Source organism: Altererythrobacter sp. CAU 1644, from assembly GCF_029623755.1.
GTDB lineage: Bacteria > Pseudomonadota > Alphaproteobacteria > Sphingomonadales > Sphingomonadaceae > Erythrobacter > Erythrobacter arenosus.
Map to the genome: position 1 here is coordinate 3,028,610 of NZ_CP121106.1, position 12,608 is coordinate 3,041,217.

The window sequence follows — 12,608 nt, forward strand, 5'->3', positions numbered from 1 at the left end:
GATGGATGGAAAGACCGAAGATACGATTGCGCGACCAGAAGCGGCCGCACAGGAAAAGGAAAGCCTGGGCAGCTTCGCTCTGTTCGTGCTGAAGCTTGCGCTGGCGGTGATGATCTTCCGCAGTTTCTTCTTTTCGCCCTTCTCCATTCCTTCCGAAAGTATGCTGCCACGGCTGTGGAATGGCGACTACCTGATCGCATCCAAGTGGCCTTACGGTTTCACGCGCTATTCCTTGCCGTTCAACCTGCCGCTGATCCCGGGTCGCATCATGGCCAGCCAACCGGAACGTGGCGATGTGGTGATATTCAAGCACCCGATCGATGGCAGCGACTACATCAAGCGTGTCATCGCACTACCGGGGGATACCGTCGAACTACGCGACGGGCAGATCATCCTGAATGGCAAGCCGGTAGACAAGAAGCGGGTCGAGGACTTCGTAATCCCCGTCTCACCAAACACCGAATGCGCCTGGGGCGCCGTGGAAGGGCGCGATATCGAGGGCGAAGCGGTCTGCCGCTACAAGCAGTTCGAGGAAACTCTGCCATCGGGCAAGACCTACCGAGTGCTTGATTTCGGCCAGACGCCCGCCGACAATTACGGCCCGGCCATCGTTCCGGAGGGGCGTATGTTCCTGCTGGGCGATAATCGCGATAATTCGCAGGATAGCCGCTTTCCGGCCGCCCCTGCCGGCGGCATCGGGCTGGTGCCGCAGGACAATCTGGTGGGCAAGGCTTCCGTAGTGATGTGGTCGACCGATGGCGGTGCCGAATGGGTCAATCCTCTCAGCTGGTTCTCGGCAGCGCGCTGGGACCGGATGACGGATGGAATATGAGCGGCATCTCGCAAGACACCCGTGACTGGCTCGCGCAATTGGGCGTGATACCGCAAGACGACCGCCTGTGGCTCGCCGCGCTCACGCACGGCAGCTACGAGGCAGACCGCAATTACGAACGGCTTGAATTCCTCGGTGACCGGGTACTTGGCCTGTCGATCGCCGAGTGGCTTTACGCGGAAAACAACGCGCCGGAAGGGAAACTGTCGCAGCGTCTCAATGCACTGGTCAGCGGCGCGACCTGCGCCCGCGTCGCGCGCAGTATCGGCCTTCCAGACCATATCCGTCTCGGCAAGCAGGCCCGCGAAGATGGCGCGCGCGACAGCGACAATATCCTGGGCGATGTGATGGAAGCGCTGCTGGGCGCGCATTTCCTCGACCACGGGTTCGAGCCTACCCGCGATCTCGTTCGCCGCCTATGGGCCGATGTGTTCGCCGGTGATCTGGGCGAGCGCAAGCACCCCAAGAGCGCGCTGCAGGAATGGGCGGCGGGCAATCGCCGCAAGCCCCCGGAATACGAGCTCGTCGCGCGTGACGGACCCGATCATGCGGCACGCTTTACCGTGCGAGTCTCGGTTCTCAACGTCGGCTCGGCCGAGGCGACCGCCTCGAACAAGCAGGAAGCGGAAAAGCTCGCCGCCGAAGCCTTTATGGAGCAGTTTGGATGAGTGAAACCACCGCCACCCGTTGCGGTGTCGTCGCCGTGATCGGCGCGCCCAACGCAGGCAAGTCGACGCTGGTGAACCAGCTTGTCGGCCAGAAGGTCGCAATTACCTCGGCCAAGGCACAGACCACCCGCGCCCGCATGCTCGGCATTGCCTTGCATGAGCAGACGCAGATGATCCTGGTCGATACACCCGGCATTTTCGCGCCCAAGCGGCGGCTCGACCGCGCAATGGTGAGTGCCGCATGGGAAGGCGCGGAAGCTGCCGACGCCGTGTTGCTCCTGGTCGATCCGATCAAGCAGCGGCGGCACGAACTCGAACCGCTGTTCGAAGCGCTTGCGGCGCGCCCGGAGCGCAAGATCCTTGTGCTCAACAAGGTCGACAAGGCGAAGAAAGAACCGCTGCTCGAACTGGCGCAAGAACTGGCCGGGAAGATCGGGTTTTCCGAGGTGTTTTTCGTGTCGGCGTTGACCGGGGACGGCGTGCCCGAAATGAAGGATGCTCTAGCCAAGCTGATGCCCGAGGGTGTGTGGCATTATCCTGAAGACCAGGTCTCTGATGCCTCGGAACGCCTGCTGGCCGCCGAAATCACCCGGGAACAGCTGTACCAGCAGCTCCACGAGGAACTGCCCTACGATTCAGCCGTCCGCCCAGAATTGTACAAGCATCGGCCCGATGGGAGCCTCGAAATCCACCAGCAGATCGTGGTCGGACGCGACAGCCAGAAGCCGATCGTGCTCGGCAAGGGCGGTCAGCGGATCAAGGCAATCGGCGAAGCCGCACGTGCGGAGTTGAGCGAAATCCTCGGTGTGACCGTCCACCTCTACCTGCACGTGAAGGTCAGCGAGAACTGGGCCGAGGACAAGGAAGTGTTCGAGGAAATGGGGCTCGACTGGGTGCGCTGAGCGCCGTCCTGTGAGATAGGAAAGGGATGCCAGCCCTCGACCAGCTCCTCCAGATTGGTTCAGCCCTCGCGGTCGGCCTGCTGATTGGGATCGAGCGGGGTTGGAAACTGCGCGACATGGCGGAAGGCACACGCGTTGCCGGCATCCGTACCTTCACCTTGCTCGGCCTCGCAGCCGGCTTGTCTGGCCTGATGCACGCCAGCGGCCAGATTATCGTGCCGGGGGCCATGATTGCCGGCGCCGTTGCGATTGTCGTGATCGGCTATGCGCGCGCGACCAATTTCGAGGGCAGGCCCGACGCGACCTCGGCGGCGGCCGCCATCGTGACCTTGGGATTGGGCTATCTGGGTGGAAGCGGAGAACCGGCGCTCGCCGTCGGCGGGGCGGCTGTAGTGACGCTTGTGCTGGCGTTGCGCAATGAACTGCACGGCATGGTGGACGCACTCGACCGCGCGGATGTGCACGCCTTTGCTCGCTATGCAGTGATTGCGCTAGCGGTCTTCCCCTTTCTGCCTGAGGGCAGGTATGGACCTTATGACGCGTGGGAGCCCCGGACGCTTTGGTTCGTCGTTGTCATTGTCACTGGCTTCTCCTTCGTCGGCTATGTCGCCAACCGCCTGTTCGGAGCGCGTCGCGGCACCATCGCAACAGCAATTATCGGGGGGGCGTACAGCTCCACGGCAGTGACCCACTCCTTTGCCCAGAGGCTCGGCGCGGGCGAAGGCGGAGGCGCGGAAAACGCCGGAATCGCACTGGCCACGGCAGTCATGTACCTGCGCGTGATCGTGCTAGTGACCATATTGGCGAGCCCGCTGCTCGCGCCCTTCGTGGTTCTGGTCGCGCCGGCCCTCGTCGTGGGGGTCGGGGTCAGTTACTGGCTCTATCGCCGCGCGGAACACAGCACCGGCCCGGCTCCACCAGGCAATCCGATCGCCCTGCTCCCCGCCTTGAGCTTCGTCGCCTTCGTTGCGGCGGCGGCGGTGGCGGCACGCTGGGCGCAGGGGCGATTTGGTGAAGAGGGGATCGCCATACTGTTGCTGCTGATGGGCAGCATGGATGTAGATGCGGCCATCGTTACCGCTGGAGGGTTGGAGCCGGGTACGATTGCGCCAAGGCTAGCCGCGCTTGCGATCGCCGGAACGATCCTTGCGAACATGACCGTCAAGCTCGGCGTGACCCTGGCCTATGGCAAAGGGAATGCGCGCCCCGCGGCCTGGGCCCTGCTCGCCAGCATGGTCGCGCTGTCGATCAGCCTCGGACTGGGTTATTTGAACCTGTAAGCTGACCTGAGAGGGTCGGCTTCGGCCGCTCATTCCACGCCAAGTTTTTCCAGCTTTGCCTTCAGCGCAGATTCCTCGAATGGTTTGACGATGTAATCGTCGGCACCTGCCCGGATGCCCTCGTGGACATCCTTCGCCGAGCCCTTGGAGGTACAGAATACCACTGTCGGAGCACGCGGTGTGGGGATCGCGCGCAGGGCAGCGACGAATTCCGGGCCGCCCATGACCGGCATCTGCCAGTCGGTCAGGATCAGATCGGGCATGCGCTGCTTGCAGCGGGCCAGTGCTTCCTCGCCGTTCTCTGCCTCGATTACCTGATAGCCCAGGCTGACCGCGATCTTGCTCGAGACCTTGCGAATCACGCGGCTGTCATCGACGATCAGGCACAGCTTGGAGCGGGCCTGACGGGTTTCATGGATGTCGCGCATCGCCTTTGCCTGCCGGACAATGGCGTCAGTATCAGTGTCAGTGTCGGAGGCGGGTGTGGACTCGGTCGCAATCGGTGGAGCAGGATCGTCGGCGAGCGCGTGCGCATCGACGACATCCTCGTCAAATTCCTCCTCATCGGAAGCAACCTCGAGTTCGCCCAGTTCGCGGCCCGCCTCGGCCAGTTTTTCGGCAAGCGTCTTGCGCTCTCCCTCTGGCGTGGCCTTGCCCGCGTGGGGGCCGGTGCTGCGTTTGATCAGATTTTGAATGGTTCGAGCTCCCGCTGGATGTCGAAACCATCGCCGATCAGGTCGCCACCATTTTCGCCAGGAGTCATGCGGACATGGAGATAGGGTATCCAGACATCGCCATATTCGGCCTTCTGGTACCACACGTCGAGCACATCGTAGCTCGCCCACATCCCATCCGGTCCACGCAGGCGAAGCCCTTCGCCGATGCGCGGGACCGCAGCAAAACGCAGCCGCTCCTGCGACTGGTTCGTCTCGTTCTGGACTTCGATTTCGATCACGCGATAGGTCCTCAGTAATGAGGATGGGATAGCGCCGAATTCTTGATTAATTGCCAACGTGCGACAGTGAATATGTCACGGGCAAACAAGGTTACTTTGCGCTTGCCGCCTTCTTTTTCGCGGGGCTTTTCCGTCGCTTCTTCTTGGCCGGCCCCTTGGCGGCGCGAGCATCGATCAGCTCGATCGCCTGCGCTTCAGTCACGTCCTCGGGCTTCACATCCTTGGGGATCGTGGCGTTGGTCGTACCATCGGTGACATAGGGACCGTAGCGCCCCGGCATGACCTTGATCTCGCCACCCGAAGTCGGGTGCGCGCCCAGCACCTTGATCGGTTCGGCCTTGCCGCGCCCTCCCCCGCCGCGATTGGCCGCCTGGGCGAGAATATCGACCGCGCGGTTCATGCCGACGTCGAACACTTCGCGCGTGTTCGACAGTTTCCCGTATTTGCCATCGTGGCGCAGATAGGGACCGTAACGACCGATCGCCGCTTCGATCTCCTTGCCCGTTTCCGGATGTGCGCCCACGATCCGTGGCAGGTTCAGCAACTTGATCGCCCATTCGAGATCGAAATCGTCGAGATCCTTGGGAATCGAGGCGCGCTTCTTCGCGCCATCGACTTCCATCTCGATATATGGTCCGAAGCGCCCGGTCTTGCGATGGATTTGCGCGCCCGTCTCAGGATCGGTGCCCATGATGCCGTCTTCCGCGCCATCGTCGCCATTGCCGTTGCCGCCCGGCTGGGCGAAGCGGCGGGTGTACTTGCATTCGGGATAGTTGGCGCAGGCGATGAAGGCGCCATAGCGCCCACCACGCAGCGCCAGCTTGCCGCCCTCGCGGCCCTCATCGCGGCACAGCGGGCAGGCGCGCGGGTCGCCGCCATCTTCGCTTGCGGGGAAGAGAAAATCGGAGAGATATTCGTCCAGCACCTCGGTCACTTCCGAGGGCATCTTCTCCATTACCTCGTCGGCCTTCGGCTTGAAATCTTTCCAGAACTTGGCGAGCAGGTCCTTGTAGGCTTCACGCCCATCCGACACGGTGTCGAGCTCGTCCTCCATCCCCGCGGTGAAGTCATAGGCGACATAGGTCGGGAAGAAGCGCTCGAGGAAAGCGGTCAGCAGGCGACCCGATTCCTCGGCAAAGAAGCGGTTCTTCTCCATCCGCACATAGTCGCGGTCGCGCAGAGTCTGAATGGTCGAGGCATAGGTCGAGGGACGCCCGATGCCGAGTTCCTCGAGCCGCTTGACCAGCGAGGCCTCGGAATAGCGCGGCGGCGGCTGGGTGAAATGCTGGTTGGCCTCGACCGCTTTCTTGTGCGGGCAATCGCCCTTGTGCATGGTCGGCAGCAGGCCGTCCTCGTCATCGTCCGAATTCTCGTCGAAGCCTTCCTGGTAGACCGCGAGGAATCCCGGGAACTTCACCACCTGGCCGGTCGCGCGCAATTCGTGCTGGCCGGTCGGGTCGCGCAGGGTGACGGTAGTGCGTTCGAGTTGCGCCGCCGACATCTGGCTCGCCATCGCGCGCTTGAAAATCAGCGTATAGAGCTTGGCCTCGTCGCCCGAACCCGCATGGTCACGCTCGAAATTGGTCGGACGGATCGCCTCGTGCGCTTCCTGCGCGTTCTTGGCTTTGGTCGAATAGAAGCGCGGTTTCTCGGGCAGGTAGCTCTTGTCGTAGCGGCTGCCGATCGCATCGCGCAGCGCATTGATCGCACCTGGGTCCATCTGCACGCCATCGGTACGCATGTAGGTGATCGCGCCTGCCTCGTAGAGCGACTGGGCGCAGCGCATGGTGTGGCTGGCCGAGAAGCCAAGCTTGCGCGCAGCCTCCTGCTGCAGGGTCGAGGTCGTAAAGGGCGGTGCCGGATTGCGCTTGAGCGGCTTGGTCTCGATATCCTCGATGGTAAAGCGCGCACCCTCGACCGCCGCCTTGGCCGCCATCGCGCTGCCCTCGTTGCCGAGCGTCAGCTTGTCGAGTTTCTCGCCGTTGAACCGCACCAGCCGCGCATCGAAATCGGTCCCATCATGCGCCAGCTTGGCGATGACCGACCAGTATTCGTCGGGCCGGAAGATCTCGATTTCGTGCTCGCGCTCGCAGATCAGCCGCAGCGCCACCGACTGGACCCGCCCCGCCGACTTGGCGCCGGGAAGCTTGCGCCACAAGACGGGCGAGAGCGTAAAGCCGAACAGATAGTCGAGCGCACGGCGCGCGAGATAGGCGTCGATCAGGTCGGTATCTAGTTCGCGCGGACTCTTCATCGCCTCGGTCACCGCATTCTTGGTGATCGCGTTGAAAGTGACCCGGTCGACCTTCGCCGGCAGTGCCTTGCGCTTCGCTAGCAGTTCCTTGACGTGCCAGCTGATCGCTTCGCCTTCACGATCAGGGTCGGTCGCGAGGACGAGGCGCGAGGCATTCTTCGCGGCGTCGGCGATCTCCTTGAAGCGGCTCTGCTTGTCGCGATAGAGTTCCCAATCCATCGCAAAGTCCTCGTCAGGACGTACGCTGCCATCCTTGGGCGGCAGGTCGCGAACGTGACCGTAGCTGGCCAGGACCTTGAAGTCCGAACCCAGGTATTTTTCGATTGTCTTCGCCTTGGCTGGCGACTCAACGATTACGAGCTGCATTGAACCCCTGTCAGTCCTTCTGAACGCGCTTTCACGCGTATACGTGTACGTACGCGCGAAGGTGGGGCCGCTGAATCACCTTCGTCAAGTGGCCTTGGCAAGCCGAGTCCTCGCAGCGAACTGAAACTCGCCCGAAACAAGCCGCAGCACCTTTCAAGCCTCAGGCGAAGACCTCTCCGATTTCCTCGGCGTCGTCCTGCAACAGCAGGTAAACCCCGATGCCAAAGGCGAGAAAGATCGCGCTGCTCGCTGCTTCGGCGACACTCGAAACAATCGCGATAGCCAAATCGTTTCCGGCAAAGCCCACCGCACCGCCCAGCGCTCCACCAACGACCACAACCCCGATGAGAAGCACGACCCCAGCAAAGAATATGGGCCAGCTGTAACCTCGCGTCGCCTCCCAACTGGCGCCGAGCGATTCGGTCACGCCCCTGCGCGCGCCGATCAGAAAGCCGGACGCGGCCGACCAGCGGACCATCAGGATCAGGCCCGGAACGATCAGCAACACGAAGCCGAGTGCGATCGCGAGGCCCGACAGGATCGCCATTCCGACATAGGCCCAAATGCGGGTTTCCGTGTCACGCAGGCGTCCGGCGCTCTCTAGGAATCGTGCCAAGAGCAAATAGGAAGCGACGATCGTTATGATCGCAACGCCAATCTCATAGGCCACGCTGGCCAGCGAATCGGTCGCATCGACGATGAAGCTGAATCCGAAGCTTGCAAACGTATCGCTTTCCTCGATGAATCCAGCCATCAAGCCGAAGGAACTCAGCCCCCCCAAGACGAGAACGAACACCAGGACAGCGGCGATATTCGCTCCAAGGAGGTCAAGCGCCTGCCCGAGGAATCCAGCAAAATCCTTGTTGCGGTTCATGTCTGTCCTCTGTCCTATCCTGAAAGCGAAACGCGCCCGCCGGCATGGCGCACCAATTCGCCGGAGATTTCAAGTTCGAGCAGCGCCATCTGCACAGCGGCGGCGCTCGTCCCGGTCTGGCGAATGAGTTCGTCGATAGCGACAGGCGCCGTGGTGAGAAGATTGCCGATCTCGACCGGCTCGATCTCGGCAAACTCCTCCATCTCGAAATCGAAGCTTGGCGCCGCCTCGCGGAAGGTCGAGCGCGGCATACCGTCGAAACGCGACAGCAGTTCGACGACATCCTCGGGCGATTGGACCAGCACTGCACCTTCGCGGATCAGCTGGTTGCAGCCCTGGCTGCGCGCGTCGAGCGGCGAGCCGGGGATCGCCATGACCTCACGCCCCGCCTCCCCAGCCAGACGCGCGGTGATGAGCGAGCCGGACTTCGGCGCAGCCTCGACCACAAGCGTTCCAGCGGCAAGCCCCGCAATGATGCGGTTGCGGCTGGGGAAGTGGCTGCCGCGCGGCTCGGTGCCCGGCGGTTGCTCCGCTAGAAGCAAGCCTTCGCTGGCGATCCGCGCCTGCAATTCCTCGTGCTGCGGCGGATAGGCGATGTCGATTCCGCTGGCGATGACGCCGATGGTTGCCGGGAGCGCCCCTTCATGCGCCGCGCCATCGATCCCGCGCGCTAACCCGGAGACCACGGTGAAGCCGTCGCAAGACAGCGCAGCGGCAAATTCGCGCGACAGTTTTACTGCGGCCGCGCTGGCGTTGCGCGCGCCGACCATGGCAACACAGGGTTTGCGTGCCAGCGACAGATCCCCGCGCCAGGTCAGGATCGGCGGGGCGCTTTCCAGCGCTCCCAGCAGCGCGGGATAGTCCGGCTGGTCGTGAAAGAGATACTTCGCACCGACCCTGCGAACCGCTTCGACCTCTCGCTCGATCTGGTCGCTGGCGGCGGCGCGATACTGGCGCCCTCCCCGCTTGCCGAGATCGGGCAGCGCCTCGATCGCATCGCCTGCAGTCCCGAACCGCGCCAGCAGGTGCCGATAGCTAACCGGCCCGATATTGGGTGAGCGCAGCAAGCGGATGCGCGCAAAGGCTTCTTCCTGGGAGAGAATGGGCTGCGACCCCCTTTGTTCGAAATTCACTTTTTGCGGCCGACCTTCGGTTCTTCGCCGCGCTTCAACCGACCGATGTTGGCCCGGTGCAGCCAGATGATCAGGAACCCGATGGCAATCAGCACGGGTGCATAGGCCGGATAGCCCAGCAGTGCGGCCGCAGCGGCCGCCGCGACCACGGCGCTCATCCCCGCGACCGAACTGATCCGCATCAGCGCGAGCACCGCGATCCACACGACCGCGTAGGCAAGCCCGATCGGCCAGGCGAGACCGAAGCTGACACCGGCATTGGTGGCGACGCCCTTGCCCCCCTTGAATCCGAGCCAGACCGGGAAGCAATGGCCCAGCACCGCACCCAATGCTGCGGCGGGAGCTGGCCCAACATAGGCCGCGGGAATAGTATCAGGTTGGACGAAATAGTGTGCCGCAATCCAGACCGGGATGAACCCCTTGAGCAAATCGGCCAGCAGCGTTGCGGCCGCCAATCCCTTGTTGCCGGTACGCAGGACATTGGTCGCGCCGATATTGCCGCTGCCGATGTTGCGCACATCGCCCATGCCGGCAGCCTTGGTCAGCAGCAGCCCGAACGGGATCGAGCCGAAGGCGTAACCGAGCAGCAGTGCGAGAATGGTGTCCATGCGATCCCCTAGCGTTCCCCTGAACTTGTCGAGGGGCGGGGTTTTCTTCTAATGACCTGCCAGCAAAAGAAAAGAACAGGGCTTCGCCAGGCTCTGCCCGAACGGAGTTTTTTGTGGAAGTCAGCCCGTCGGCCCCCATCCTGCTGTTCGATTCCGGTGTCGGTGGCTTGTCCGTGCTTTCCGCCCTGCGCAAAGTGATGCCGGATGCGCCGGTCATCTATGCAGCCGACATGGCCGGGCTGCCTTACGGGACGAAATCCGAAGCCCAGATCGCCGCACGGGTCGCCGGGCTGCTCGGCCGGATGAGCGAACGTTACCGCCCGCGCCTCGCCTGCATCGCCTGCAACACCGCCAGCACGATCGCGCTCAGCATGGTGCGCGAAGTGCTCGAGATCCCGATCGTCGGCACGGTCCCCGCGGTGAAGCCGGCCGCCCTCGCCACCGCGACGGGGGTTATCGGGCTGCTCGGTACCGAGGCGACCGTCCGCCAGGCCTATGTCGACAACCTCGAAGCGGAGTTCGCGTCGGACAAGCTACTGCTGCGTCACGCCGCTCCCGGGCTAGTCGAGGCGGCCGAGGCCAAGCTGCACGGAGAGGCGGTCGATCTGAGCGCGATTCGCCAGGCGGTCGACGCGCTGAACGAGATGGCCAGCGGCAATCGGATCGATACGGTCGTGCTCGCCTGCACCCATTTCCCCCTTCTCACCGAAGAATTGCGCGAGGCCTTCGGCGAAGGCGTGAACTTCGTCGACGGAGCCGAGGGGATTGCTCGGCGGATCGCCTACCTCACCCGCGACCAGCAGTTCGACGCCGACATCGCCGGTCTGGCGGTCACGACCGGCGAGTCGGCGTCATTCGAAAAGCTCGCACCCGCCTTTGCCCGCTTGGGCATCGATCGGCTGGAGAGGTTCTGATGCACCAGCGCGCCGATCTTGCCGAACGCAGCTTCGAACGGTTGGCGGAGGCGAGGGGTGATATCACCGCCGAGGTGATCGAACGCTATTACGCCAGTTGTCCCGACGCGCGCGGCTCATTTGCGCATCACGGCCTCGACAACATTCCCGAACTCGAAGGCCGGATGGTTTCAGAAACTGCCTATATGCTGATGCATTGGGCCGCCGATCCCACGACGGTCAGGATCGAACAGGGCACGACAATCTGCCACCATCAGGACACGCTGGAAGTCGGGCCGCACTGGTACATGGGGCTCATCGATGCCGTCTTAGCGGTGCTGTTCGAAACGATCCCCGATTCCGAACAGCGGGAGCGAGAGATCTGGCGCGAGATCAGGGAGGAGATCGCCTCTTTCATCGACTCGGTCCGCCCGGAATTCTGGCGGCAGGAGAACGAAGGCCCGCTACCGCCCTTTCCCCTCGCAAAACCGGATCTTGCGCAGCAACGCTAATCGCGAATCGTTCGCAAAGATCGCGGTGGCAAAATGCAACCGGAACGATTAAATCGCTCGCCACTTGGACGGCAGCCGCGGGCTGCAGCAGATAAGCGGACGACCGCGTGAACTACGGACAGATCTTCGACAAGGCGATCGATCGCTTGCACGAAGAAGGGCGCTATCGCGTCTTTATCGACATCATGCGCAACAAGGGTGCCTTCCCCAATGCGCGCTGTTTTCACAGCCACAACGGGCCCAAGCCGATCACCGTATGGTGCTCGAACGACTATCTTGCGATGGGCCAGCACCCCAAGGTGATCGAAGCGATGGAAAACGCGCTACACGATGTCGGCGCGGGATCGGGCGGCACCCGTAATATTGGCGGCAACACCCACCTCCATGTAGAGCTGGAGCAGGAATTGGCGCAGCTCCACGGCAAGGAAGGCGCCCTGCTCTTTACCTCGGGCTATGTCTCGAACGATGCCACGCTCTCGACGCTAGCCAAGCTGCTGCCGGGCTGCATCATCTTTTCCGACGAATTGAACCACGCCAGCATGATCGCTGGCATCCGCAATTCGGGCTGCGAAAAGCGCGTGTTCCGCCACAACGACATGACGCACCTCGAACAACTGCTCGCGGCCGAGGATATCGAAACACCCAAGGTCATCGCCTTCGAGAGCGTCTATTCGATGGATGGCGATGTCGCCCCGATCCACGCGATCTGCGACCTTGCCGAGAAATACAACGCGCTGACCTACATCGATGAAGTTCACGCCGTCGGCATGTATGGCGAACACGGCGGCGGGATTTCCGAACGTGACGAAGCCGCCCACCGGATCGACATCATCGAAGGGACGTTGGGCAAGGCCTTCGGCGTCATGGGCGGTTATATCGCAGCCGATACCCGCGTGATCGATTGCATCCGCAGCTATGCCCCCGGGTTCATCTTCACCACTTCGCTCAGCCCCGTGCTGGTTGCAGGCGTGCTCGCCGCGGTGAAGCATCTAAAGGGTTCGAGCGAGGAGCGTGACGCGCAGCAGGCCAACGCCGCGATGCTCAAGGCCAAGATGCGCGATGCCGGGCTCCCTGTAATGGACAGCGTCACCCACATCGTCCCACTGATGGTGGGCGACCCGGTACGCGCCAAGAAGATCAGCGACATCCTGCTCGCCGAGTACGGCATGTATGTTCAGCCGATCAATTTCCCGACCGTGCCGCGCGGGACCGAGCGCCTGCGCTTCACCCCGGGTCCGGCGCATACTGAAGCGATGATGGATGCGCTGACCGATGCCCTCGTCGAAATCTGGGATCGGCTCGAACTGGAATTTCGCCGGGCGGCTTAACGG

13 protein-coding genes are annotated in these 12,608 nt (G+C 62.8%); 7 read left to right on the plus strand and 6 right to left on the minus strand.

Annotated features, from left to right (window positions below):
* The first annotated feature begins 1 nt into the window (after position 1).
* The 4 genes from lepB to P7228_RS15070 are packed head-to-tail and all read left to right on the plus strand — an operon-like array spanning position 2 to position 3,682.
* Complete coding sequence (gene lepB, locus P7228_RS15055; protein WP_278016046.1) at positions 2-832, plus strand: signal peptidase I; 831 nt, start codon at positions 2-4, stop codon at positions 830-832.
* A complete protein-coding gene (gene rnc / locus P7228_RS15060; RefSeq protein WP_278016047.1) occupies positions 829-1,500 on the plus strand; it encodes a ribonuclease III in 672 nt (223 codons plus the stop codon). The genes lepB and rnc overlap by 4 nt, the downstream gene beginning before the upstream one ends.
* A complete protein-coding gene (gene era / locus P7228_RS15065) occupies positions 1,497-2,402 on the plus strand; it encodes a GTPase Era (RefSeq protein ID WP_278016048.1) in 906 nt (301 codons plus the stop codon). The genes rnc and era overlap by 4 nt, the downstream gene beginning before the upstream one ends.
* Before the next feature lie 26 nt (positions 2,403-2,428).
* Entirely contained in the window at positions 2,429-3,682 is a 1,254-nt protein-coding gene (locus tag P7228_RS15070) for an MgtC/SapB family protein (RefSeq protein WP_278016049.1), read from the plus strand.
* A 29-nt stretch (positions 3,683-3,711) separates the two neighbouring features.
* On the opposite strand, the gene P7228_RS15075 is transcribed toward P7228_RS15070, so the two are convergent.
* The 6 genes from P7228_RS15075 to plsY all read right to left on the minus strand — a co-directional run bounded on the left by P7228_RS15075 (position 3,712) and on the right by plsY (position 9,872).
* Entirely contained in the window at positions 3,712-4,110 is a 399-nt protein-coding gene (locus P7228_RS15075; protein WP_278016050.1) for a response regulator, read from the minus strand.
* 254 nt (positions 4,111-4,364) lie between these two features.
* Entirely contained in the window at positions 4,365-4,637 is a 273-nt protein-coding gene (locus tag P7228_RS15080; protein WP_278016051.1) for a hypothetical protein, read from the minus strand.
* A gap of 91 nt (positions 4,638-4,728) precedes the next feature.
* Positions 4,729-7,257, minus strand: a complete 2,529-nt coding sequence (topA, locus tag P7228_RS15085; RefSeq protein ID WP_278016052.1) for a type I DNA topoisomerase — start codon at positions 7,255-7,257, stop codon at positions 4,729-4,731.
* Positions 7,258-7,417: 160 nt separating this feature from the next.
* Complete coding sequence (locus P7228_RS15090; protein WP_278016053.1) at positions 7,418-8,131, minus strand: hypothetical protein; 714 nt, start codon at positions 8,129-8,131, stop codon at positions 7,418-7,420.
* 14 nt (positions 8,132-8,145) lie between these two features.
* Positions 8,146-9,264 carry a DNA-processing protein DprA gene (dprA, locus tag P7228_RS15095; protein WP_278016054.1) on the minus strand — a complete coding sequence of 373 codons (1,119 nt, stop codon included), beginning with the start codon at positions 9,262-9,264 and terminating at the stop codon, positions 8,146-8,148.
* Positions 9,261-9,872, minus strand: coding sequence for a glycerol-3-phosphate 1-O-acyltransferase PlsY (gene plsY, locus P7228_RS15100; protein WP_278016055.1), 612 nt, complete (start codon positions 9,870-9,872; stop codon positions 9,261-9,263). The genes dprA and plsY overlap by 4 nt, the downstream gene beginning before the upstream one ends.
* Positions 9,873-9,985: 113 nt before the next feature.
* On the opposite strand from plsY, the gene murI reads away from it, so the two are divergent.
* The 3 genes from murI (at position 9,986) to hemA (ending at position 12,605) form a co-directional block, all read left to right on the plus strand.
* Complete coding sequence (gene murI, locus P7228_RS15105) at positions 9,986-10,786, plus strand: glutamate racemase (RefSeq protein ID WP_278016056.1); 801 nt, start codon at positions 9,986-9,988, stop codon at positions 10,784-10,786.
* Positions 10,786-11,277 carry a hypothetical protein gene (locus tag P7228_RS15110; RefSeq protein WP_278016057.1) on the plus strand — a complete coding sequence of 164 codons (492 nt, stop codon included), beginning with the start codon at positions 10,786-10,788 and terminating at the stop codon, positions 11,275-11,277. Before murI ends, P7228_RS15110 begins: the two co-directional genes overlap by 1 nt.
* 107 nt (positions 11,278-11,384) lie before the next feature.
* Entirely contained in the window at positions 11,385-12,605 is a 1,221-nt protein-coding gene (hemA, locus tag P7228_RS15115) for a 5-aminolevulinate synthase (protein ID WP_278016058.1), read from the plus strand.
* Positions 12,606-12,608: the final 3 nt, after the last annotated feature.

Excerpts from the sequence above, each read along its gene's own strand:
- lepB (WP_278016046.1), top strand. The coding sequence starts at position 2 with ATGGATGGAAAGACCGAAGATACGATTGCGCGACCAGAAGCGGCCGCA.
- rnc (WP_278016047.1), top strand. The coding sequence starts at position 829 with ATGAGCGGCATCTCGCAAGACACCCGTGACTGGCTCGCGCAATTGGGC.
- era (WP_278016048.1), top strand. The coding sequence starts at position 1,497 with ATGAGTGAAACCACCGCCACCCGTTGCGGTGTCGTCGCCGTGATCGGC.
- P7228_RS15070 (WP_278016049.1), top strand. The coding sequence starts at position 2,429 with ATGCCAGCCCTCGACCAGCTCCTCCAGATTGGTTCAGCCCTCGCGGTC.
- P7228_RS15075 (WP_278016050.1), bottom strand. The coding sequence starts at position 4,110 with ATGCGCGACATCCATGAAACCCGTCAGGCCCGCTCCAAGCTGTGCCTG.
- topA (WP_278016052.1), bottom strand. The coding sequence starts at position 7,257 with ATGCAGCTCGTAATCGTTGAGTCGCCAGCCAAGGCGAAGACAATCGAA.
- P7228_RS15090 (WP_278016053.1), bottom strand. The coding sequence starts at position 8,131 with ATGAACCGCAACAAGGATTTTGCTGGATTCCTCGGGCAGGCGCTTGAC.
- plsY (WP_278016055.1), bottom strand. The coding sequence starts at position 9,872 with ATGGACACCATTCTCGCACTGCTGCTCGGTTACGCCTTCGGCTCGATC.
- P7228_RS15110 (WP_278016057.1), top strand. The coding sequence starts at position 10,786 with ATGCACCAGCGCGCCGATCTTGCCGAACGCAGCTTCGAACGGTTGGCG.